The following is a 21,915-nucleotide window of genomic DNA, read 5'->3' as shown; positions in this document are numbered from 1 at the left end:
CAAGTTCTCTGCTCCATCACACCCTCGTGCGTACTCCTGGAGAGACCGTGACCGTGTTCCTGCCGAGGACCGTCGTCCTCACCGGCGGCCTCGCCGTCGTCGCCGTACTGGCCCTGAGCGCCTGTGGCGCGGCCCCCGAAGAGTCGACCACCGCCGACGGCAAGAGCGCGGCCACCGCGACCTCGGCCGCGGACTTCGGCGGTCTCGACGCCCTGGTGACGGCGGCGAAGAAGGAGGGCACGCTGCAGGCGATCGCCCTGCCCCGCGACTGGGCCAACTACGGTGCCCTGATAGACGGCTTCGAGAAGAAGTACGGCATCAAGATCGAGGTCGAGAACCCCGACGGCACCAGCCAGGACGAGATCAACGCCGTCACCTCCCGCAAGGGCCAGGACCGCGCCCCCGACGTCCTCGACCTCGGCAGCTCCTTCGCGCTGAGCGCCGCCCAGCAGGGGCTGCTCGCGCCCTACAAGGTGGCGACGTTCGCCGACATCCCCGAGGGGCAGAAGGACGCGCAGGGCCGCTGGACCAACGACTACGGCGGCTACATCTCCATCGGCTGCGACGCCAAGCGCGTCAAGACCTGCCCGACCACCTTCAAGGACCTGCTGAAGCCGGAGTACAAGGGGCAGGTCGCCCTCAACGGCAACCCCACCAAGTCCGGCTCGGCCTTCGGCGGCGTCTACGCGGCGGCGCTCGCCAACGGCGGCTCCTTCGACGACATCCAGCCCGGCCTCGACTTCTTCGCCGAGCTGAAGAAGAACGGCAATTACACGCCGGTCGAGTCGACCCCGGCCACGGTCGAGAAGGGCGAGACGCCGATCAGTATCGACTGGGACTACCTGAACGCCGGGTACGCCGAGGAGTTCACGTCCAAGGGCGTCGACTGGAAGGTCACGGTCCCGGAGGACGGCAAGTTCTCCCAGTACTACTCCCAGGCCATCAACAAGGACGCCCCGCACCCGGCGGCCGCACGGCTGTGGCAGGAGTACCTCTACAGCGCCGAGGGTCAGAACCTCTGGCTCGCCGGGTTCGCCCGTCCGGCCCTGATGACCGCCATGGAGAAGGCCGGCACCCTCGACAAGACCGCCGCCGCCAAGCTCCCCGAGGTCTCCGGCACGCCGAGCTTCCCGACCGAGGACCAGCAGAGCAAGGCCAAGGAAGTCCTGGCCCAGGGCTGGGGCAAGGCCGTCTCCGGATGACCGCGACTCTCGCCGAGGCCGCCGACGTGGTGCCCGCCGCTTCTCCGAAGCGCGGGCGCCGCGTCGCCGGCTGGCTTCCCGTCGTCCCGCTGCTCGTCGTCGTGGCGATCGCCTTCGGGATCCCCGCTCTCGCCATGCTGAACGGCGCCTTCACCGTCAAGGACCAGACGACCGGCGCCACTTCGTACACCACGGCCAATCTGACCGACTCCCTCCAGGGCGCCTACTTCACCGCCCTGGGCGGCAGCGTCAAACTGTCCGCCGTCTCCGCGGGCATCGCGACCGTCCTCGGACTGCCGCTCGCCCAGGCCGTGGTGACCTCCCGCTTCCGCGCGCTGCGCGAGGCCGTGCTCACCGCGTCCGGCGTCCTCGCCAACTTCGGCGGTGTACCGCTGGCCTTCGCGTTCGTCGCCACGCTCGGCAACGCGGGTGTCCTGACCCGGCAGTTCGGCCTGACCGACAAGGGCTGGAACCTCTACAGCTTCTGGGGTCTGGTCATCGTCTACCTGTACTTCCTGATCCCGCTGATGGTCCTCACCATCACGCCCGCCCTGGACGGACTGCGCTCCCAGTGGCGCGAGGCCGCGCAGAACAACGGAGCCACCTCCGCCCAGTACTGGCGGCACGTGGCCCTCCCCGTGCTCGCGCCCTCGCTGCTCGGCGGCTTCGTGCTCCTCTTCGGCAGCGCGTTCGCCGCGTACGCCACCGCCGCGGCGATGGTCGGCAGCGCGGTCCCGCTGGTCACCCTGCAGATCGCCGACGCCATCTCAGGCAACGTCCTGGTCGGACAGGAGAACGTGGCCCTCGCGCTCAGCCTCGACATGGTCCTGATCGCGGGCGTGGTGATGGCCGTGTACCTGCCCCTGCAACGACGGAGTGCGCGATGGCTCGCCTGAACCTCTGGCGGTGGGTCGTGCTGGCCCTCGCCGCGCTGTACTTCCTGGTGCCGCTCGGCGCGTCCGTGATTTTCACCGTGGACGTGCCGGGGCAGGGAATCACCTTCGACGCGTACAGCGAGATCGTCTCCACCGAGGGCTTCACCTCCAGCCTGCTGCTCTCGCTGGAGCTGGCCCTCGCCACCATCGCCGTGGTGCTGCTCCTGATGGTGCCCGCGATGGTCGCGCTGCGGCTCGGCGCGCCCCGGCTGCGGCCGGTCGTCGAGGTGGTGTGCTCGCTGCCGCTGGTCGTGCCGCCGATCGCGTTCGTCGCAGGGATCTCCACGGTCCTCAAGTGGGGGCCCGAACACCTCTCCCGTACGCCGCTGTTCCAGACCTTCGTGGCGATCCAGAACCCGAGCTTCCCGTTCATACTCGTGCTGGCGTACGTCGTGATGGCGCTGCCGTTCGTGTACCGGGCGCTGGACGCGGGGCTGCGCGCCGTCGACGTACGCACCCTCGTCGAGGCCGCCCGAAGTTGCGGCGCGCCCTGGCCGCAGGCGCTGGTCCGGGTCGTGCTGCCCAATCTGCGCGGGGCGCTGCTCAACGCCTCCTTCCTCACGCTGGCGCTGGTCCTCGGCGAGTTCACGGTCGCGCAGCTGCTCGGCTTCCAGCCCTTCGCCGTGTGGATCTACAGCGTCGGCGGCTCGCAGGCGCAGCTGTCCGTCGCGGTGTCCGTACTCAGCCTGCTCGTCACGTGGGCGCTGCTCCTCTCGCTCGCCGTGTTCGGCGGCCGCTCCTCCAAAGCATCCGCTTCGGCCTCCCGGGGATGAACCCATGACTGTCACCACCCTTCAGGAAACGTCCGAGAAGTCCGAGAAGGCCGCCACCGTCGAATTCCGGGGCCTGCGCCGCGAGTTCGGCTCGACCGTGGCCCTCGACGGGCTCGACCTCACCGTGCAGCCAGGCGAACTCCTCGCCCTGCTCGGCCCGTCGGGCTGCGGCAAGACGACCGCGCTGCGCATGCTCGCCGGGTTCGAACATCCCGACTCCGGCGAGGTGTTGGTCGACGGCGAGGACGTCACCCGCGTGCCCGCGCACCGCCGCGACGCCGGGATGGTCTTCCAGTCGTACAGCCTCTTCCCGCACCTGAGCGCCCTGGACAACGTGGCGTTCGGACTGCGGATGCGCAAGGTCCGTACGGCCGAACGGCGGGCCCGCGCAGCAGAGTTGCTCGACCTGGTCGGACTCGCCGACAAGGGGGAGAGCTTCCCGCACCAGCTCTCCGGAGGGCAGCAGCAGCGCATCGCGCTGGCCCGCGCGCTCGCCCTGCGCCCGCGCGTACTGCTGCTCGACGAGCCGCTCTCCGCCCTCGACGCCAAGGTGCGGCTCAGCCTTCGTGACGAGATCCGCCGGCTTCAGCAGGAACTCGGCATCACCACACTGTTCGTGACGCACGATCAGGAAGAGGCGTTGTCCATGGCGGACCGCGTCGCCGTGATGCGGGCCGGACAGCTCGAACAGTGCGCCGCACCCGCCGAGTTGTACGGTCGGCCGGCCACCGCGTTCGTCGCCGAGTTCGTGGGCACGATGAGCCGGATTCCGGGACGGCTGGGCGGAGGTCTGGTCGAGGTGCTCGGGCAGCGGCTTCCGGTCGACGGTGAAGCGCCCGCCGTGGCGGAGGGGGATGTGGTGGACGTGCTCGTACGGCCCGAGGCGGTACGGGTGCGGGCCGACGACACCGGTGACGCCCGGGTGGTTGCCACCGCGTTCCTCGGGGCGGCCACCCGGGTCACCGTGCGGCTCGCCGACGCCACCGAGGTCAAGGCCGACCTGCCGACGCACGAAGCCGCGTCGCTCGGATCGGGTGCCTCGGTGACGGTGAGTCTGCCGGAGCGGCCGGTCCTGGTCGCCGCGCGCACAAACTGAACCACCCCCGGTCGGGCCCGCTCGGGCCCCTGTCGAGTGAAAGAGAGTTCCGTGACCCACCGCTCCACCCCCCGGCCCATCCTCCAAGCCGTCCTGTTCGACATGGACGGCACGCTCGTGGACACCGAGCGGCTGTGGTGGGAGGCGGTGGAGCAGGTGGCCGACGGGCTCGGGCGCGGGCTGACGAAGGCCGATCAGCCGGAGGTGCTCGGGCGTCCGGTCGAGTACACCGCGGCGTGGCTGGGCGGCATCACGGGGGCCCCTGTCGAGGCGGTCGCCGCCGAACTGCACCGGGAGTTCGCCGAACGCGTCCGCACCGGCATCGTGCCCCGGCCCGGCGCGCTCGAACTGCTCGACTCGCTGGCCCGTGCGGGCGTACCCACCGCCCTGGTGACCGCGTCGCCGCGCGCCGTCGCCGACACCGTCCTCGAAGCGCTCGGCGCCGGACGCCTCACCGTCTCCGTCACCGCCGACGACACCGAGCACACGAAGCCCGCCCCCGACCCCTACCTCGCCGCCTGCCGTGCCCTCGGCGTCGACCCCGCCGCGTGCGTGGCCGTCGAGGACACCCAGACGGGCGTCAGCTCCGCCGAGGCGGCGGGCTGCGCCGTACTCGCCGTGCCCTCGCTCGCGCCGATCGCCCCCGCGCCCGGCCGCACCGTCCTTGCCAGCCTGGAGGAGGTGACGCCGGCGCGGCTGCGGGCCATGGTCGCGCCCCGCGAGCTGCGGGTGATGAGCTGGAACCTCTGGTACGGCGGTACGAAGGTCGACGACCACCGGGAGAAGCAGCTCAAGGTCATCGCCGAGACGGGCGTGGACGTGGTCGCACTCCAGGAGACGTACGGCACCGCGGCGCAGGAGCTCGCCGACGCGCTCGGCTGGCACCATCACCGGGGCGGCGACAACCTCGGCGTCATCAGCCGGTACCCGATCGTCGCGCGTCTCGGCGATCCGGACGTCGGCTTCTACGGGGGGACCGGGGTGCGGATCCAGCTCGACGGCGGGCGGCAGGTTGCGGTCTGGAGTGCCCATCTCGACTACACGCCGTACGGGCCGTACGAGGCCCGCTTCGACGGGCTTCCGGCGGCCGATCTGATCGCCCACGAGGGGGTGCGGCTCGCCCAGATGCGGGAGATCCTCCGGCGGATCGAGGACTCTTCGGACGCCGGTACGCCGGTTCTGCTGCTGGGGGACTTCAACGCTCCTTCGCATCTGGACTGGCCTGACGTGGAGTGGCCGGTCACGAAGGCTGCGGAGGAGGTGGGGCTGCGGGACTCGTACCGTGAGGTCCACCCGGATCCTGTCCGTGACCCCGGTCACACGTGGTCCCCGGTCCATGCCGAGCATGAGGACGGCAGCGGGCGGGCCGAGCCGCAGGACCGGATCGACTATGTGCTGTATCGGGGGCTGCGGGTGATCGACTCCCGCACCTTCGTCTGCGGCAGCCCGAGGGCGTGGCCCGACGTCGCGGGCAACGACTGGCCTTCGGACCACGCGGCGGTGATCACGACGTTCGGGCTGAGGTAGGGGTTTTTCGCCCCCTCCGCCCCTACCCGTCCCTTGCTTCTGGGGGCTGCCGCCCCCCAGACCCCCGCTGTCGGCCTGAACGGCCTCGTCCTCAAACGCCGGACGGGCTGAAAGATCTCCCCCCGGCCGGAGCTGAAAGATTCAGCTCCGGCCGGGGAAATTTTCAGCCCCTCCGGCGTTTGAGGAGCGGGGTCTGGGGCGGAGCCCCAGGAAGCAAGGGACGGGTAGGGGCGGAGGGGGCGAAAGACTCACCGCCCACCACCCGCGCAACGAATCGCCGCCAGGCCCCCACCCACGCAACGGATCGTTCACGCACGCGCAACGGCTCCTCCTTGTCCCCCCGAGCCCCTCGCCCGTACCGTCTATCTGGCCCCCCAAACCCCTCCGTACCGGCAAGGATCACGCATGCGCACAGCCCTGCTCCAGAGCTCCGGCCGCCCCGGCTCGGTCGTCGAGAACCTGAAGGTCCTCGACGAAGCCGCGGGCCGCGCCGCAGCGGCGGGCGCAGGGCTGCTGGTGGCGCCGGAGATGTTCCTGACCGGGTACGCGATCGGCGACGACATCGCGCACCTCGCGGAGCCCGCGGACGGCGACTCCGCGGACGCGATCGCGGAGATCGCCACCCGCCATGGTGTGGCGGTGGCCTACGGCTACCCGGAGCGCGACGGGGACGCGGTCTTCAACTCCGCGCAGTTGATCTCCGCGGACGGCACCCGTCTCGCGAACTACCGCAAGACCCACCTTTTCGGCTGCTTCGAGCAGGACCACTTCACCCCGGGCGAGCAGCCGGTGGTGCAGGCCGAGCTCGGCGGGCTGCGCGTCGGGATCATGATCTGCTACGACGTGGAGTTCCCGGAGAACGTCCGGGCGCACGCCCTCGCGGGCACCGACCTGCTGCTCGTGCCGACGGCGCAGATGCACCCGTTCCAGTTCGTGGCCGAGTCGGTCGTGCCGGTGCGCGCCTTCGAGAACCAGATGTACGTCGCGTACGTCAACCGCACAGGCCAGGAAGGGGAGTTCGACTTCGTCGGGCTGTCCACGCTGGCCGGTCCCGACGGAGTCGCGCGGGCCCGTGCCGGCCGTGGCGAGCAGCTGGTCCTCGCGGACGCCGACCCCGCCTTCCTGGCGGCCTCGCGCGAGGCGAACCCGTATCTGAAGGACCGCCGCCCCGGCCTCTACGGGTCCCTCGTCTGACCTTCGCCGCCCCCCCCCGAAACAGCTTTCCCGCAAGGAGTCCGTACCCCATGACGTCCACCGTGCCCACCGCCGTCCAGCACGCAGACGTGCAGCAGCCGCCGATCACCATGTTCGGCCCGGACTTCCCTTACGCGTACGACGACTTCCTCGCGCACCCCGCGGGCCTCGGCCAGATACCCGCGACCGAGCACGGCACGGAGGTCGCGGTCATCGGCGGCGGTCTCTCCGGCATCGTCGCGGCCTATGAGCTGATGAAGATGGGGCTCAAGCCCGTCGTCTACGAGGCCGACCAGATCGGTGGACGGCTGCGGACGGTGGGCTTCGACGGCTGCGACCCCTCGCTCACCGCCGAGATGGGCGCCATGCGCTTCCCGCCCTCCTCCACGGCCCTGCAGCACTACATCGACCTGGTGGGCCTGGAGACCCGGCCGTTCCCCAACCCCCTCGCGGAGTGCACGCCTTCGACGGTCGTCGACCTCAAGGGCGAGTCGCACTACGCCGAGACGGTGGACGACCTGCCACAGGTCTACCGCGATGTCGCGACCGCCTGGAACGCCTGCCTCGAAGAGGGCGCCGACTTCTCCGACATGAACCAGGCCATGCGCGAGCGCGATGTCCCGCGCATCCGCGAGATCTGGGCCCAGCTGGTCGAGAAGCTCGACAACCAGACCTTCTACGGCTTCCTCTGCGACTCGGACGCCTTCAAGTCCTTCCGGCACCGCGAGATCTTCGGCCAGGTCGGCTTCGGAACGGGCGGCTGGGACACCGACTTCCCGAACTCCATCCTCGAAATCCTGCGCGTCGTCTACACCGAGGCCGACGACCACCACCGCGGCATAGTCGGCGGCTCGCAGCAGCTGCCGCTGCGCCTCTGGGAGCGCGAGCCGGAGAAGATCGTGCACTGGGCGTACGGGACGTCGCTGGCCACGCTGCACGACGGTGCCCCGCGTCCGGCCGTGACCCGCCTGAACCGCACGTCCGGCAACCGGATCACCGTGACGGACGCGAACGGCGACATCCGCACCTACCGGGCGGCGATCTTCACCGCCCAGTCCTGGCTGCTGCTCTCGAAGATCGCCTGCGACGACTCGCTCTTCCCGATCGACCACTGGACTGCGATGGAGCGGACCCACTACATGGAGAGCTCGAAGCTCTTCGTGCCGGTCGACCGGCCGTTCTGGCTGGACAAGGACGAGCACACCGGCCGCGACGTGATGTCGATGACCCTCACCGACCGTATGACGCGCGGGACTTACCTCCTGGACGACGGTCCGGACAAGCCCGCCGTCATCTGCCTCTCGTACACGTGGTGCGACGACAGCCTGAAGTGGCTGCCGCTGTCCGCGAACGAGCGGATGGAGGTCATGCTGAAGTCGCTCGGCGAGATCTACCCGAAGGTCGACATCAGGAAGCACGTCATCGGCAACCCGGTGACCGTCTCCTGGGAGAACGAGCCCTACTTCATGGGCGCCTTCAAGGCCAACCTGCCCGGCCACTACCGCTACCAGCGGCGCCTGTTCACCCACTTCATGCAGGACACGCTGCCCGAGGACAAGCGGAACATCTACCTCGCCGGGGACGACATCTCCTGGACCGCCGGCTGGGCCGAGGGTGCCGTGCAGACCGCGCTGAACGCCGTCTGGGGCGTCATGCACCAGCTCGGCGGGGCGACCGACCCGACCAACCCCGGGCCTGGCGACGTCTACGACGAGATCGCGCCGGTGGAGCTTCCGGAGGACTGAGGCCGGGCGCCGGGCGATCAGTCCGGCAGCGGTGTGAGCAGCATCCGCCCGGCGAAGCCCACCGCGGCGTCGAGGCGGTCGCCGAACTCCTCGGCGAGATCGGGGAGTCCGCGCAGCGCCCACAGGGCCCGCGAGGCGGCCCAGGTGGCGTCGCGCGCCCGGTCCAGGCTCCACGAGCCGAGCAGGTGGGTCAGCGGATCGGCGATCTGGAGGAGATCGGGACCCGGCATCAGCTCTTCGCGGATGCGCTCCTCCAGCGAGACGAGGAGATCGCCCACGCGGTCGAACTCGTCCTCCAGCTCAGCCGGTTCGCAGCCGAGCGTACGACAGGCGTCCACGACCGCGAGCGCCAGATCGTGCCCGACGTGCGCATTGATGCCCGCGAGCGCGAACTGCAGCGGACGTACCCCGGGATGCCGCCGGAACTGCAGCAACGGCCGCCAGCAGGCGGGCGCCCGCCCCTCCTCGGCCACCCTCAGATAGCGCTCCGCGAACCGGACGTCCAGCGTGATCGCGGCCCCCGGGTCCGGGAACTCCCCGGCGTCCAGGCGCCGGTCGAGCTCCTCGGTGACGGCGAGGTAGACGCGGTTGAACACCGCGACCCCGTCCCGCTCGGGGAGGGTCGCGTCCAGGGTGCGCATACGGGAGACGACGGTGTCTACAGGAGTGGTGAAGTGTTCCAACAGCGCCATGGGGGCAGCGTCCCAGTCCTAGGCTGACCACAGTGCCGCCGGGCCGGACGCTTCCCCAGAACGGGGGAACACGTCCGTGGCGGGAGTGGGGGGAGCAGTACGTGTCAGGCTTACGTGCGCAGCGCGCGGCCGTGCGAAGGGCCGAGCGCAGGCGTGCCGCCCGGCGCGGTGCCATGGTCGCGGCGGCCTCGGTCGTCGTCGCGGTCGGCAGCGTCACGGGGATGATGTCCGCGCTCGGCGACGGGCGCTCCTCCGACGACGCCAAACCCCTGGTGACCCGCGCTCCCAGCCTCCTGCCGCTGCCCGCCGTACCGACTCCGTCACCCACCCCGGCCTCGGCCTCACCGTCCCCGTCGAAGTCAGCCGCCTCGGCGAAGCCGGAACCGAGCCCGAAGCCGTCCGCCACCAAGAAGGAGACGGAGACCGTGGCCGCCTCCGCCGGGCTCTACCGCCACCCCGAGTCCCAGGTCCTCGACTGGGTCGCGGACCATCCCGGCGACTCCCGGCGCTCGGTCATCGAGTCCCGGATAGCCGACCGCCCGGCCGCGGTCTGGTTCGCCGACTTCACGCCGTCCACCATCGCCGGGCGGGTCAGGGCGGTCACCTCGGGAGGCGCGGCGCAGGGCCGGGTCCCGGTCGTCGTGCCGTATGCGATCCCGGGGCGCGACTGCGGCGGTGCCTCGGAAGGCGGAGCACCCGACCTCGACGCGTACGACGGCTGGATCGACAACTTCGCCGCCGGGCTCGGATCCAGCGAGGTCATCGTCATCCTGGAGCCCGATTCACTCGCCCAGGCGAGCTGCCTCTCCGCCGGCCAACGCGCCGACCGCTTCGCCTCGTTGGCCCGTGCCGGCCGCGTCCTCAAGGCGGCGAACCCCAGGGCCCGCGTCTACTACGACGCAGGCCACTCCGACTGGAACCCGGCCGCCACCCAGGCCGCACTCCTCAAACAGGCGGGCGCCGCCTCGGCCGCCTCCTCCGACGGCATCTTCACCAACGTGTCCAACTTCCACCGTACGAGCGCGGAGATCACCTACGCCCGGGAGGTTCTGTCCGCTCTCGGCGGCCCGGCGGGTCTGGGCGCCGTCATCGACACCAGCCGGAACGGCAACGGCGCCCCGGCCGACGGCGAGTGGTGCGATCCGTCGGGCCGGAGGATCGGGCAGGCACCGACCCTGAACACCGGAGAGGCACGGATCGACGCCTACCTGTGGGTGAAGCTGCCGGGCGAGTCGGATGGCTGCAAGGGCACTCCGGGGACCTTCTCGCCCTCGTACGCCTACGACTTGGCGACCTGAGAGCCCTGGCCCGATTCCTGGTCGGAGTCCTCGTCGTACGAAGAGGTGCCCTCGTCGAGCAGCGGCTGCTGCGTCTTGAGGTGAGCCGGAGCCATCGCCCGCAACGCGTGGTACCCGGTGATCACGACGAGCGTGCCGAGCGCGATCCCGCTCAGCGAGAAGGTGTCCGTGAACGTCATGGTCACGTTGCCGACGCCGATGATGATGCCCGCAGCGGCGGGTACCAGGTTCAGCGGATTGCGCAGGTCCACCCTGGCGTTGAGCCAGATCTGGGCGCCGAGCAGGCCGATCATGCCGTACAGGATGACGGTGATGCCGCCGAGGACGCCGCCCGGGATCGCCGCGACGATCGCACCGAACTTGGGGCAGAGGCCGAAGAGGAGGGCGAAGCCCGCGGCGGCCCAGTAGGCGGCCGTCGAGTAGACGCGGGTCGCGGCCATCACGCCGATGTTCTCGGAGTACGTGGTGTTGGGCGGGCCGCCGACCGCCGTGGAGAGCATCGACGCGACGCCGTCCGCCGAGATCGCGGTGCCCAGCTTGTCGTCCAGCGGGTCGCCGGTCATCTCGCCGACGGCCTTCACATGGCCCGCGTTCTCGGCGACGAGCGCGATGACGACGGGCAGTGCGACGAGGATCGCCGACCACTGGAAGGACGGGCCGTGGAAGGAGGGCAGGCCGATCCAGTCCGCCTTGCCGACAGCGGAGAGGTCCAGGCGCCAGTGGTCGGTGAGCTTGCCGCTCGCGTCCACCGAGTGGATCCGGCCGAAGATCCGGTCGAAGGCCCAGGAGATCCCGTACCCGAAGATCAGGCCCAGGAAGATCGCGATCCGTGACCAGAAACCACGCAGGCAGACGACGGCCAGACCGGTGAACGCCATCACGAGGAGCGCCGTCCACTGGTCCTGCGGCCAGTAGGTGGACGCGGTCACCGGCGCCAGGTTGAAGCCGATCAGCATGACGACCGCGCCGGTCACGATCGGCGGCATCGCGGCGTGGATGATCCGTGCCCCGAACCGCTGCACGGCGACGCCCACCAGGAACAGCGCGACGCCCACGACGAAGACGGCGCCCGTCACCGTCGCGCTGGTGCCGCCCTGCGCGCGGATCACCGCGGCGACGCCCACGAAGGAGAGCGAGCAGCCGAGGTAGCTGGGCACCCGGCCGCGCGTCGCGAGCAGGAAGATGACCGTCGCGACGCCGGACATCATGATCGCGAGGTTCGGGTCCAGGCCCATCAGGACGGGTGCGACGAAGGACGCCCCGAACATGGCCACCACATGCTGGGCGCCGAGCCCGAAGGTGCGCGGCCAGGAGAGGCGTTCATCGGGGCGGACGACCGCTCCGGGGGCGGGCGTTCGCCCGTCGCCGTGCAGTTTCCAGCGCACGCCGAGGTCCATGGTGAGGCTTCACTTTCTCTGTACGTGAATCTGTCCGGACCATTGTCAGGGGTAACCAGCGGCCCTACGCTCGCACGGTCCTACTCGTGAACTGCGTTCACATGTCTGATCGGAGTGTCTGATGAGTGCAAGACCTCGACTGGTCGTGCTGCTCGCGGCCGCGGTCACCTTGGCGGCCGTCGTCGTCCCCTCCGCCGCGGCTCAGGCCGCGCCGAAGGTCCCCAGGACCGCTGTCCTCGACGGTGCCCGGCTGCAGCAGACCAAGGTCCGCCTCGACCGCGGCGATCCCCAACTCAAGCGCACGCTCGGGTACTTGACGGCCCGCGCCGACAAGTGGCTGGACCAGGGCCCCTGGACGGTCGTCGACAAGCCGAAGCCCGCCCCCGGCGGCGACGTTCACGACTACCTCAGCCAGGCCCCTTACTGGTGGCCGTCACAGCCCAAGACCGTTGAGAATCCATGGGGTTGCCCCTACGTCCAGCGCGACGGCCAGCGCAACCCCGAGGTCGACACCGGCACCGACCGCCAGGACGTCGAGAAGGTCTTCGACTCCACCTACGACCTCGCGCTGGCCTGGTACTACACGGGCAAGAAGAAGTACGCCGAGAAGGCCGCCACCGTCCTGCGCACCTGGTTCCTCGCCCCCGACACCCGGATGAACCCGAACCTCGACCACGGGCAGTTCATCCCCTGCAAGTACGACGGCCGGGCCATCGGCATCATCGACTTCTCGCAGTCCTACACGAGCGTCCTGGACGCCATAGCGATCCTGGACACGGGCGCCCCCGGCTGGTCGAGGACCGACCGCTCCGAAATGCTCGCCTGGAACACCGACTTCCGCGACTGGCTGGCCGACAGCGCCTTCGGCAAGGAGGAGGGTGCCGCAAAGAACAACCACGGCACCTTCTACGACATGCTGCTCGCCGGTCTGGCGTACGCGACCGGCGACCGGGATCTCGCACGGCAGACCGTCCTGGACGCGCGCGCCAAGCGGATCGACCCGCAGATAGCCGCCGACGGCAGCCAGCCCCAGGAGCTGGCCCGCACCCGCAGTTGGCACTACTCGACCTTCGACCTGGTCGCCTACACCCGGCTCGCGGCCATCGGCCGGCACGTCGGCGTGAACCTGTGGTCCTACGAAGGGCCGGACGGGCAGAGCCTGTTCAAGGCGGTCGGCTATCTGCTGCCCGCCGCGACCGGGGCCCAGCCCTGGCCGTACCCGGAGCTGGAGTTCTACCGGTTCGCGGCGAGCGATGTCGTGCACGCGGCGGCCGACGCGGGTGACAAGGCGGCGCGGGCCGCGGTTCCGAAGCTGGAAACGCCCCCCGGCGGCGACCTGTGGGCGCTGCGGCCGGCCGCGGAACAGCTGGACTCGATCGCGGGCTGAGCACTCGGCTGCAGGGAGCCGGTCACTGGGCTTCGGGGAGTTGGGCACTCGACTCCGGGGCTTCTGAGCGTTTGCTTAGGATGGGGTGTTGTTTCAGTCATGTGTTCCCGTCCCGTACGTCTCAGGAGCCCCGCCCGTGACCGCCGAAGCCCCGATCGCCCCCGCTCTCGCGTACGGGCGGCTCATCCCCGTCACCGTCCACTTCGACGACCTCGACGCGCTCGGACTGCTCCACAACGCCCGCTACCCGGTGCTGGTCGAGCGCGCCTGGACGGCGCTGTGGCACGAGCGGGGCTTCGGCGGCTTCGAGGGCGACTGGGAGGCGGCGGGCGACTTCTGCAACGCGGTCAAGGAGCTGCGGGTCAGCTACGAGGTCCCGGTGAACCGTCCCGGCGCGTACGCCGTCCATCTCTGGCTGGAACGGCTCGGGACGACCGGACTGACGTACGGCTTCCGCTTCTGCTCGGACGATGGCGCGGTGACGTACGCGCACGGCACGCGGGTGCTCGTCCGGCTGGACGCCGGGACGCTGCGCCCGACGCCCTGGAGCGACCGGTTCAAGGCCGTGGGTCGGGAACTGCTGCGCTCGGCGGGCTGACCACCTTCGGCCGGTCCCGGTCGCCGGCGCGCAGCACACCCGCGAAGCCGACGAGCCCGCCCGCCAGCACCGTCACCAGACCGAACGACACCATCAGGCTCGTCGCCTGAGCCAGCGAGCCGATCACGCTCGGCGCGACCAGACCCGAGGTGTACGTGATGGTGGCGACGCCCGCGATGGCCTGGCTGGGGTTGGGGCCGCTGCGGCCCGCCGCCGCGAAGCAGAGCGGGACCACCACCGCGATGCCGAGGCCGAGGAGCGCGAATCCGCTCATCGCGACCGCGGGGTGGTCCGCGACGACGATCAGCAGCCCGCCCAGTACGGCCAGCGCACCACCCGCCCGTACGGTGCGCACCGCGCCGAAGCGGTTCACCACCGCGTCGCCCACGAGCCGGGCCACCGCCATGGTCAGCATGAAGCCGGTCGTCGACGCCGCCGCCAGACCGGCCGAGCTGCCCAGTTCGTCCTGCAGGTAGACCGCCGACCAGTCCAGGCTCGCGCCCTCCGCGAAGACCGCGCAGAACCCGACCGCGCCGATCAGCAGTGCCGAACGCGGCGGCAGTGCGAACCGGGGCGGTGCCTCTTCGTCCGCGGTGGGCTGCAGGTCGAGCACCCAGCGGCAGGCCACCACTCCGAGGAGCGTGAGGGTCGCCGCCGCCAGCGCGTGGTGCACGCGAGCGTCCGAGCCCAGGTGGGCGGCGAGTGTGCCCCCTGCCGAGCCGGTCAGGGCGCCCGCACTCCACATGCCGTGCAGGCTGGACATGATCGACTTGTCGAGCCCGCGCTCGATCTCGACGCCCAGCGCGTTCATGGCGACATCGGCCATGCCGGCCGTGGCTCCGAAGGTGAACATCGCCAGGCACAGACCGATCAGGTTCGGCGCCTGCGACGGGAGGATCAGGGCGAGCGTCCACAGTGCCATCAGGCCGCGCAGGGCCGCGCGGGAACCGAAGCGGTGGCTGATCCGGCCGGCCAGCGGCATCGAGACGGACGCACCGAGCGCCGTGAAGGCGAGCGCGAACCCCAGCTGGCCGGTGCTGAGCCCCGCATGGTCCTGGATCCACGGCACGCGGGTCGCGAAGGACCCGGTGACCGCGCCGTGCACCGCGAACACGGCGGCCACGGCGTACCGTGCGCGCTTCAACTCGCGCATGTCGTAGACCACTTCACTCATGGTGCCGCTGCCCCTCCTGGACGTCCTCCCCGCACTGCCGTCGTAAACTATCAGGCACCCTGCCTGATAAATAGAGAATTTACGGCCGGGGAACCGGACCGAGGGCTCCGCCCCCTACTGATCTGGAAGGATCCCGGCATGCCCGCATCTCCGAGCACCGCCCGGGCCATCAACGACCGGCTCGCCCTGCGCCTCATGCAGCAGGAGGGCCCTTTGACGGCAGGGCAGTTGAAGCAGCTCACTGGACTGTCCCGGCCCAGCGTCGCCGACCTCGTCGAGCGGCTCAGCGCCGCCGGGCTGATCGCGGTGGTGGGGGAGTCGGGCTCGCAGCGGCGCGGCCCGAACGCGCGGTTGTACGGGATCGTCGCCGACCGGGCGCACCTGGCCGCCCTCGACGTCCGCACCGAGGGCGTCTCCGTAGTCGTCTCCGACCTGCTCGGCACCGAACTAGCGCGGGCTTCGGTGCCCATCACGGACGACGCGGGCACCGGGCCCGCCGTCGAGCAGGCGGTGGCGCTGGTGGAGCGCGTGGCCAAGGAGGCCGGAGCCGAGCGGCTGCACACCGTCGGCATCGGCGCCCCCGGCCTCATCGACCCCTCCACCGGCGAACTCCGCGACTCCTCCGGCCTCCCCGAGTGGCACCGCCGCCTGGTCGCCGCCCTCCAGGAACGCCTTCCCGACGCCCGCGTCCTGGTCGAGAACGAGACGAACCTCGCCGCCCTCGCCGAGCAGCGCGACGGCGCCGCCGGTGACCGCGACACCTTCGTGCTGCTGTGGCTCGGCCACGGCACTGGCGCGGCCGTCGTCCTCGACGGCGCCCTCCGTCGCGGTGCCTCCGGCGGCACCGGCGAGATCGGTTTCCTCCCGGTACCGGGTACCGCGACCCTGCCGTCGGCGACGGACTGCGAGGGCGGCTTCCACTCCCTCGCCGGGGCGGCGGCGATCGCGGGGCTCGCGGCGGAGTACGGACTCGTGGCGGAGGGGGTGCCGCACGAGCCCTACGCGGCGGCGCTGGTGAGGAAGGCGGTGGGTGCGCAGGGGGCGGCGGCCGGTGCGCACGGGGAGTCCTCGGCCGCCCGTTTCCTCGACGCCCTCGCCGACCGCCTCGCCATCGGTGCCGCCTCCGTCGTCGCCGTGCTGGACCCCGGCTGCGTGGTCCTGGGCGGTGAGGTCGGGCAGGCCGGCGGGAGCGTACTTGCCGCGCGGGTCGCGGAGCGGCTCGTGCGGATGTCCCCGTTGCCCGTGGAGGTGCGCGCGAGCGTGCTGGGCGGGGGTGCGGTGCTGCGCGGCGCGCTGCTCACGGCGCGCGACGGTGCACAGGACGAGCTGTTCGCGCCGCCCGCACGGTAGACCCCGCGGGTGCCCGGCAGAGGTCGGGCTGAGAGGCCCGGCGGCGGGGCAAGGGCCTCCGTCACCGCCGCCGGGCCGATCTGGGGGCGGGTGCGGCAAGTCGTGATCGCCCCGCCGATGCTCGCGGGGCCATGATCGCGACCCTAGGAGGACTAGACCAGTGCGGTCAATAGGTATGGACCAATATCGGCCGTGGATGGTGGCACGAAGCCTCAAGCGTGCGCCCCGATACAGGAGTTGGTCTGGTGCGCGACCCCGCAGAAGTCCATTCATGCGGCCTGTGAGCCAGCCCACAGACGTTCGCCCGCATGGGCGTCGATCAGGCGTGGCACACTGGCCATGTACCAGAAGCAGCGCACTCCGGGGTCGGTGAAAGTCCGAACCGGCGGTTACAGTCCGCGACCCGGTCGCTTCCAGCGGCCGGTTGACCAGGTGAAATTCCTGGACCGACGGTTAAAGTCCGGATGGGAGGCAGTGCGCGGCGGGCGGGCATTCGTGCGCGCTGCCGATTGTTTCGGCTTGTCCCGACGGGACGAGTCTCATTCGGCATCGTCCCGGTGTCGTAGTCCGTTTCATTCTGTCGCCTTCGACAGGCCCCGGAGTCCGTGCCCTATGAGGCAGGAGGACCCGGGAAGTGTTCACCGGAATCGTCGAAGAGCTGGGTGAGATCACCGCCGTCGAGAAACTCGGCGACGCCTCACGCTTCCGACTTCGTGGCCCTGTAGTCACCGAAGGTGCGCAGCACGGCGACTCCATTGCCGTCAACGGGGTCTGTCTCACGGTCGTCGAGCACGAGGGCGACGAGTTCACCGCCGACGTCATGGCGGAAACCCTGGACCGCTCCAGCCTCGGCGCCCTGGCCGTCGGCTCCCGCGTCAACCTGGAGCGCCCCACCGCGGTGGGCGCACGCCTGGGCGGGCACATCGTGCAGGGCCATGTCGACGGCACGGGCGCGGTCATCGAGCGCAAGCCGTCCGAGAACTGGGAGATCGTGAAGATCTCGCTCCCGGCGGACCTCTCCCGGTACGTGGTCGAGAAGGGCTCCATCACCGTCGACGGCATCAGCCTGACCGTCGTCGAGGCGGGCTCCGACTACTTCACCGTCAGCCTCATCCCCACCACCCTCGCGCTGACCACGCTCGGCCTCAAGCAGCCCGGCGACCCGGTCAACCTCGAGGTCGACATCATCGCCAAGTACGTCGAGCGCCTCCTCGGCACCAAGGAGGCGGCGCGGTGAACTGGCTCAACTCCGAGGCCTTCACGCTCTTCGACCAGCACATCAAGTGGTCGGACATGATCGGCAACACCATCGGTCTGGTCGCCCTCGCGCTCGGCTGGCGGCGCTCGATCTGGACCTGGCCCGCCCAGTTCCTGTCCGGTGTCATCCTCCTCGCCGCCTTCGCCACGGCCCACCTGTCCGGCAGCGCCGGCAAGCAGGTCGTCGTCATGGTCGTCGCGGCGTGGGGCTGGTGGCAGTGGAACCGCGGCAAGGGGCAGGCGCAGGACGGCTCCATCGCCGTACGGTTCGCCACCTGGCGCGAACGCGGCGCGCTGCTCGGCGCGGCCGCCGTGGGCACCCTCGCGGTCGGCCTCCTGTTCAAGGCATACCCGACCCTCTCCTGGGACCCTTGGCCGGATGCCTACATCTTCGTCGGCACCATCGTCGCCATGTACGCCCAGGCGCGGGGCATGGTCGAGTTCTGGTTCGCCTGGCTGCTGGTCGACCTGGTGGGCGTCCCGCTCAACTTCGCCAACGGCTTCGCCTTCTCCGGTTTCGTCTACGTCGTCTACGGCGCGCTCGTCCTGTGGGGCATGCGCGACTGGTGGCTGCGCTCCCGCAAGGCCGGGCAGCCCGTCCTGGAAGGAGCCCCGGCATGACTACAGCGCCGGTCTGGTACAGCAGGGACAACATCGAGGACTTCGCGCTCGATCCGGTCGAGAAGGCCATCGCGGACATCGCCGCGGGCCGCCCGGTCGTGGTCGTCGACGACGAGGACCGGGAGAACGAGGGCGACCTCGTCATCGCCGCCGAGAAGGCGACCCCCGAGATCGTCGCCTTCATGATGAGCGAGTGCCGCGGCCTGATCTGCGCCCCCATGGAGGGCGAGGAACTGGACCGGCTCCGGCTCCCGCAGATGGTCGACGACAACACCGAGTCGATGAAGACCGCGTTCACCGTGTCCGTGGACGCCTCGGCCGCCCACGGTGTGACCACCGGGATCTCGGCATCCGACCGTGCCACCACGCTGCAGCTCCTCGCGGACGGCAGCGCCCAGGCGGACGACTTCGTCCGCCCCGGCCACATCTTCCCGCTGCGGGCCAGGCCCGGCGGCGTACTGGTCCGCAACGGCCACACCGAGGCGGCCGTCGACCTGGCCCGCCTCGCCGGCCTCCGCCCGTCCGGCGCGATCGTCGAGATCGCGGGGGAGGACGGCCGCATGCTCCGCCTCCCCGAACTGATCCCCTTCGCCCGCAAGCACGGCCTGACGATCATCTCCATCGAGGACCTGATCGCCTACCGCCGCACCGCCGAGCCCACCGTCCGCCGCGAGGCGAAGACCCAACTGCCCACCGCCTTCGGCGAGTTCACGGCGTACGGCTACCGCTCCACCGCCGACGGAGTCGAGCATGTCGCCCTGGTCCACGGCGAGATCGGCGACGGCGAGGACGTCCTCGTCCGCGTCCACTCCGAGTGCCTCACCGGCGACGTCTTCCACTCGCTGCGCTGCGACTGCGGTCCCCAGCTCCAGACCTCCATGGAGCGCATCCAGGCCGAGGGCCGGGGCATCGTGGTCTACCTGCGCGGTCACGAGGGGCGCGGCATCGGCCTGCTGTCCAAGCTGCGCGCGTACGAGCTCCAGGAGCGCGGCCGGGACACCCTCGACGCCAACCTGGAACTGGGTCTGCCCGCGGACGCCCGGGACTACGGCGCGAGCGCGCAGATCCTCGACGATCTCGGGGTGGCGAGCGTCCGCCTGATGACCAACAACCCCGACAAGACCGACGCGCTCGTCCGGCACGGCCTCAAGGTCACGAGCCGGGAGCCGATGCCCGTAGAGGCGGGCGAGCACAACCTCCGCTACCTGCGCACCAAGCGGGACCGGATGGGACACGACCTGCCCTGGCTCGACACGACCACCGTGTCGGCCTGCGGCAACCAGTAGCAACCGTACTTTCGGCGAAACAGCACAGCACAGCAGCACTGAGGAGAGACGTGAGCGGCAAGGGTGCACCTGAACTGTCCGTACGCAACTGCGGCGACCTGCGCGTCGCGGTCATCGCGGCACAGTGGCACGAAAAGGTGATGGACGGCCTCGTCGACGGCGCGCTGCGCGCCCTGCGCGAGCTGGGAATCGACGAGCCGACCCTCCTTCGGGTTCCCGGCAGCTTCGAGCTGCCGGTCGTCGCGAAGGTCCTCGCGGGCCGCGGATACGACGCCATCGTCGCGCTCGGCGTCGTCATCCGCGGCGGCACACCCCACTTCGAGTACGTGTGCCAGGGCGTCACCCAGGGCCTCACCCAGGTCTCCATCGACACCGGCGTCCCCATCGGCTTCGGCGTACTGACCTGCGACACCGAGGAGCAGGCCCTCGACCGCGCGGGCATCGCGGGCTCCAACGAGGACAAGGGACACGAGGCGGTGACCGCCGCCGTGGCGACCGCGGCGACCCTCCGCTCAGTATCTGAACCCTGGCGCTGAGGGATGCGGGTGAGCGCGTAGGGTGAGGACCACCATGTCCAATAAGACGTTCGAGGAGCTCTTCACCGAGCTCCAGCACAAGGCCGCCAACGGCGATCCCGCCACTTCGCGCACCGCCGAACTGGTCGGCAAGGGTGTCCATGCCATCGGCAAGAAGGTCGTCGAAGAGGCCGCCGAAGTATGGATGGCCGCCGAGTACGAGGGCAAGGAAGCCGCCGCCGAGGAGATCTCGCAGCTGCTCTACCACGTCCAGGTGATGATGGTCGCGCGGGGGATCTCCCTCGACGACGTGTACTCCCATCTGTAGGGACGACGTGTACGCCCACCGGTAGATCAGACAGTTCCGTCCGTTTGCAGAACACCCCTTCACACAAAGGAAGCCGACCTCATGCTGCGCATCGCCGTCCCCAACAAGGGTTCCCTGTCAGGACCTGCGGCGGAGATGCTGCATGAGGCCGGCTACCAGCAGCGCCGGGAGTCCAAGGAGCTGCGGATCGTCGACCCGGAGAACGAGGTCGAGTTCTTCTACCTCCGCCCCCGCGACATCGCGATCTACGTCTCCTCCGGCCGCCTCGACATCGGCATCACCGGCCGCGACCTGCTGATCGACTCGGGCGCCAACGCCGAGCCGATCCTCCCGCTCGGCTTCGCCCGCTCCACCTTCCGCTTCGCCGGCAAGCCCGGTACGGCGGCCGGCATCGCGGACCTGGCCGGCAAGACCGTGGCCACCTCCTACGAGGGCATCGTCGCCAAGCACCTCGCCGACCACGGCGTCGACGCCTCCGTCGTCCACCTCGACGGCGCCGTCGAGACCGCCATCGAACTGGGCGTAGCCGAGGTCATCGCGGACGTCGTCGAGACCGGCACCTCGCTGCGCAACGCGGGCCTCGAAGTGTTCGGCGACCCGATCATGAAGTCCGAGGCCGTCGTCATCCGCCGCGTCGGAGCCGACGCTACCGAGGACGCCGAGCCAAAGGTGCAGCAGTTCCTGCGCCGCCTCCAGGGCGTCCTGGTGGCACGGACGTACGTGATGATGGACTACGACTGCCGCGCCGAGCACCTGGAGAAGGCCGTCGCGCTCACCCCGGGCCTCGAGTCGCCGACGATCTCGCCGCTGCACAACGAGGGCTGGGTCGCCGTCCGCGCGATGGTCCCGTCCAAGGAGGCGCAGCGCATCATGGACGACCTGTACGAGCTCGGAGCACGGGCCATCCTGACCACGGCCATCCACGCCTGCCGGCTCTGAAGGACCTCAAGACCATGTCCGAACTTCCCGCCCTGCCCGTCACTTTCCGGCCGCGGCGAACCCGGGCCGTCCTGGTCAGCACCGGTGTGGCGATCCTTGTGGTCCTGACCACAGTCGTGATGCTCCTGGAGCAGCTCGGCCCGGGGGAGAGACTCAGCTTCATCGTCACCGGGGCCCTGATCTTCGGGGTGCTCCTGATGCTGGCCAGGCCGAAGGTCGTCGCCGACGAGGGCGGCGTCACCGTCGTCAACATCGCCAGCAGCAGGCGCCTGGCCTGGGCGGAGATCCTCCAGGTCAACCTTCGGCCGGGCGATCCCTGGGTGTTCCTCAACCTCAGTGACGGCACCAGCCTGCCCGCGCTCGGCATCCAGCCGGGCATCGCCAAACACCGCGCGATCGAGGACGCACGCGCACTGCGCGCCCTCGCCGAAGCCCGCTCCACAGGCCACCCCGAGGAACATCAGGGCTGACTCTCACCCTTCCACCCTGCCGCACGGGCCCATGTCTTGATTAATCTGTTGGCGGAGGCGTTTTCATCGCGCCTCCGCCACTGATGTGCCACCCGGTGTTCAGAGGCCCCCAGCTACCCGAGGAGTGACTC

21 protein-coding genes and 1 riboswitch are annotated in these 21,915 nt (G+C 70.4%); of the genes, 18 read left to right on the top strand and 3 right to left on the bottom strand.

The annotated features are described in order from the left end of the window. Window positions 1-47: 47 nt before the first annotated feature. The 7 genes from OG219_RS09020 (at window position 48) to OG219_RS08990 (ending at window position 8,472) form a co-directional block, all read left to right on the top strand. Window positions 48-1,202 carry an ABC transporter substrate-binding protein gene (locus OG219_RS09020; protein WP_266824705.1) on the top strand — a complete coding sequence of 385 codons (1,155 nt, stop codon included), beginning with the start codon at window positions 48-50 and terminating at the stop codon, window positions 1,200-1,202. Beyond that, a complete protein-coding gene (locus OG219_RS09015) occupies window positions 1,199-2,098 on the top strand; it encodes an ABC transporter permease subunit (protein WP_266824703.1) in 900 nt (299 codons plus the stop codon). The genes OG219_RS09020 and OG219_RS09015 overlap by 4 nt, the downstream gene beginning before the upstream one ends. Then, window positions 2,086-2,910, top strand: coding sequence for an ABC transporter permease (locus OG219_RS09010; protein ID WP_266824701.1), 825 nt, complete (start codon window positions 2,086-2,088; stop codon window positions 2,908-2,910). The genes OG219_RS09015 and OG219_RS09010 overlap by 13 nt, the downstream gene beginning before the upstream one ends. Window positions 2,911-2,914: 4 nt before the next feature. Then, window positions 2,915-4,006 carry an ABC transporter ATP-binding protein gene (locus OG219_RS09005; RefSeq protein WP_266824699.1) on the top strand — a complete coding sequence of 364 codons (1,092 nt, stop codon included), beginning with the start codon at window positions 2,915-2,917 and terminating at the stop codon, window positions 4,004-4,006. Between the two features lie 51 nt (window positions 4,007-4,057). Further along, window positions 4,058-5,533, top strand: coding sequence for an HAD-IA family hydrolase (locus tag OG219_RS09000; RefSeq protein ID WP_266824697.1), 1,476 nt, complete (start codon window positions 4,058-4,060; stop codon window positions 5,531-5,533). Between the two features lie 405 nt (window positions 5,534-5,938). Further along, window positions 5,939-6,727, top strand: a complete 789-nt coding sequence (locus tag OG219_RS08995; protein ID WP_266824695.1) for a carbon-nitrogen hydrolase family protein — start codon at window positions 5,939-5,941, stop codon at window positions 6,725-6,727. Window positions 6,728-6,777: 50 nt separating this feature from the next. Beyond that, window positions 6,778-8,472 (top strand): NAD(P)/FAD-dependent oxidoreductase, encoded by a 1,695-nt coding sequence (locus OG219_RS08990; protein WP_266824693.1) that lies wholly within the window; start codon window positions 6,778-6,780, stop codon window positions 8,470-8,472. Window positions 8,473-8,489: 17 nt separating this feature from the next. On the opposite strand, the gene OG219_RS08985 is transcribed toward OG219_RS08990, so the two are convergent. Continuing rightward, window positions 8,490-9,164, bottom strand: a complete 675-nt coding sequence (locus OG219_RS08985) for a DUF5995 family protein (RefSeq protein WP_266824691.1) — start codon at window positions 9,162-9,164, stop codon at window positions 8,490-8,492. Between the two features lie 173 nt (window positions 9,165-9,337). Between OG219_RS08985 and OG219_RS08980 the strand changes: the two genes are divergently transcribed. Then, window positions 9,338-10,462 carry a glycoside hydrolase family 6 protein gene (locus OG219_RS08980; protein ID WP_266836042.1) on the top strand — a complete coding sequence of 375 codons (1,125 nt, stop codon included), beginning with the start codon at window positions 9,338-9,340 and terminating at the stop codon, window positions 10,460-10,462. Here the strand turns inward: OG219_RS08980 and OG219_RS08975 are convergent. Beyond that, a complete protein-coding gene (locus OG219_RS08975; protein WP_266824689.1) occupies window positions 10,444-11,859 on the bottom strand; it encodes a uracil-xanthine permease family protein in 1,416 nt (471 codons plus the stop codon). The two genes, OG219_RS08980 and OG219_RS08975, sit on opposite strands and share 19 nt — an antisense overlap. A 121-nt stretch (window positions 11,860-11,980) precedes the next feature. Here OG219_RS08975 and OG219_RS08970 point away from each other — a divergent pair, with 121 nt between their 5' ends. Beyond that, window positions 11,981-13,246, top strand: a complete 1,266-nt coding sequence (locus tag OG219_RS08970) for an alginate lyase family protein (RefSeq protein ID WP_266824687.1) — start codon at window positions 11,981-11,983, stop codon at window positions 13,244-13,246. Window positions 13,247-13,382: 136 nt separating this feature from the next. After that, a complete protein-coding gene (locus OG219_RS08965; RefSeq protein WP_266824685.1) occupies window positions 13,383-13,844 on the top strand; it encodes a thioesterase family protein in 462 nt (153 codons plus the stop codon). Here the strand turns inward: OG219_RS08965 and OG219_RS08960 are convergent. Beyond that, window positions 13,804-15,018 (bottom strand): MFS transporter, encoded by a 1,215-nt coding sequence (locus tag OG219_RS08960; protein WP_266824683.1) that lies wholly within the window; start codon window positions 15,016-15,018, stop codon window positions 13,804-13,806. The two genes, OG219_RS08965 and OG219_RS08960, sit on opposite strands and share 41 nt — an antisense overlap. 138 nt (window positions 15,019-15,156) lie before the next feature. On the opposite strand from OG219_RS08960, the gene OG219_RS08955 reads away from it, so the two are divergent. The 8 genes from OG219_RS08955 (at window position 15,157) to OG219_RS08920 (ending at window position 21,784) form a co-directional block, all read left to right on the top strand. Continuing rightward, on the top strand, window positions 15,157-16,368 hold the full coding sequence (locus OG219_RS08955) for an ROK family transcriptional regulator (protein WP_266824681.1): 1,212 nt from the start codon (window positions 15,157-15,159) through the stop codon (window positions 16,366-16,368). Window positions 16,369-16,719: 351 nt separating this feature from the next. Continuing rightward, a riboswitch (FMN riboswitch) is annotated at window positions 16,720-16,850 on the top strand. A gap of 152 nt (window positions 16,851-17,002) precedes the next feature. Further along, the gene (locus OG219_RS08950) at window positions 17,003-17,605 is read left to right on the top strand and encodes a riboflavin synthase (RefSeq protein WP_266824679.1); all 603 of its coding nucleotides are present in this window, start codon (window positions 17,003-17,005) and stop codon (window positions 17,603-17,605) included. Next, on the top strand, window positions 17,602-18,246 hold the full coding sequence (locus OG219_RS08945) for a nicotinamide mononucleotide transporter family protein (RefSeq protein ID WP_266824677.1): 645 nt from the start codon (window positions 17,602-17,604) through the stop codon (window positions 18,244-18,246). Before OG219_RS08950 ends, OG219_RS08945 begins: the two co-directional genes overlap by 4 nt. After that, on the top strand, window positions 18,243-19,532 hold the full coding sequence (locus OG219_RS08940; RefSeq protein ID WP_266824675.1) for a bifunctional 3,4-dihydroxy-2-butanone-4-phosphate synthase/GTP cyclohydrolase II: 1,290 nt from the start codon (window positions 18,243-18,245) through the stop codon (window positions 19,530-19,532). Before OG219_RS08945 ends, OG219_RS08940 begins: the two co-directional genes overlap by 4 nt. 50 nt (window positions 19,533-19,582) lie before the next feature. Next, entirely contained in the window at window positions 19,583-20,068 is a 486-nt protein-coding gene (gene ribH, locus OG219_RS08935) for a 6,7-dimethyl-8-ribityllumazine synthase (protein ID WP_266824673.1), read from the top strand. Between the two features lie 34 nt (window positions 20,069-20,102). Beyond that, window positions 20,103-20,375 (top strand): phosphoribosyl-ATP diphosphatase, encoded by a 273-nt coding sequence (locus tag OG219_RS08930; protein ID WP_266824671.1) that lies wholly within the window; start codon window positions 20,103-20,105, stop codon window positions 20,373-20,375. 81 nt (window positions 20,376-20,456) lie between these two features. Beyond that, on the top strand, window positions 20,457-21,314 hold the full coding sequence (gene hisG / locus OG219_RS08925) for an ATP phosphoribosyltransferase (protein ID WP_266824669.1): 858 nt from the start codon (window positions 20,457-20,459) through the stop codon (window positions 21,312-21,314). A 14-nt stretch (window positions 21,315-21,328) separates the two neighbouring features. Then, complete coding sequence (locus OG219_RS08920) at window positions 21,329-21,784, top strand: PH domain-containing protein (RefSeq protein ID WP_266824667.1); 456 nt, start codon at window positions 21,329-21,331, stop codon at window positions 21,782-21,784. Window positions 21,785-21,915: the final 131 nt, after the last annotated feature.

The organism is Streptomyces sp. NBC_00038 (genome assembly GCF_026343635.1).
GTDB lineage: Bacteria > Actinomycetota > Actinomycetes > Streptomycetales > Streptomycetaceae > Streptomyces.
The sequence above is the reverse complement of the archived record's forward strand: the minus strand, read 5'-3'. Positions and strand labels throughout refer to the sequence as shown.

Coding starts and splice junctions, on each gene's coding strand:
- OG219_RS09015 (WP_266824703.1), top strand. CDS start 1,199: ATGACCGCGACTCTCGCCGAGGCCGCCGACGTGGTGCCCGCCGCTTCT.
- OG219_RS09010 (WP_266824701.1), top strand. CDS start 2,086: ATGGCTCGCCTGAACCTCTGGCGGTGGGTCGTGCTGGCCCTCGCCGCG.
- OG219_RS09005 (WP_266824699.1), top strand. CDS start 2,915: ATGACTGTCACCACCCTTCAGGAAACGTCCGAGAAGTCCGAGAAGGCC.
- OG219_RS08995 (WP_266824695.1), top strand. CDS start 5,939: ATGCGCACAGCCCTGCTCCAGAGCTCCGGCCGCCCCGGCTCGGTCGTC.
- OG219_RS08990 (WP_266824693.1), top strand. CDS start 6,778: ATGACGTCCACCGTGCCCACCGCCGTCCAGCACGCAGACGTGCAGCAG.
- OG219_RS08985 (WP_266824691.1), bottom strand. CDS start 9,164: ATGGCGCTGTTGGAACACTTCACCACTCCTGTAGACACCGTCGTCTCC.
- OG219_RS08980 (WP_266836042.1), top strand. CDS start 9,338: ATGGTCGCGGCGGCCTCGGTCGTCGTCGCGGTCGGCAGCGTCACGGGG.
- OG219_RS08975 (WP_266824689.1), bottom strand. CDS start 11,859: ATGGACCTCGGCGTGCGCTGGAAACTGCACGGCGACGGGCGAACGCCC.
- OG219_RS08970 (WP_266824687.1), top strand. CDS start 11,981: ATGAGTGCAAGACCTCGACTGGTCGTGCTGCTCGCGGCCGCGGTCACC.
- OG219_RS08960 (WP_266824683.1), bottom strand. CDS start 15,018: ATGAGTGAAGTGGTCTACGACATGCGCGAGTTGAAGCGCGCACGGTAC.
- OG219_RS08955 (WP_266824681.1), top strand. CDS start 15,157: ATGCCCGCATCTCCGAGCACCGCCCGGGCCATCAACGACCGGCTCGCC.
- OG219_RS08940 (WP_266824675.1), top strand. CDS start 18,243: ATGACTACAGCGCCGGTCTGGTACAGCAGGGACAACATCGAGGACTTC.
- OG219_RS08930 (WP_266824671.1), top strand. CDS start 20,103: ATGTCCAATAAGACGTTCGAGGAGCTCTTCACCGAGCTCCAGCACAAG.
- hisG (WP_266824669.1), top strand. CDS start 20,457: ATGCTGCGCATCGCCGTCCCCAACAAGGGTTCCCTGTCAGGACCTGCG.
- OG219_RS08920 (WP_266824667.1), top strand. CDS start 21,329: ATGTCCGAACTTCCCGCCCTGCCCGTCACTTTCCGGCCGCGGCGAACC.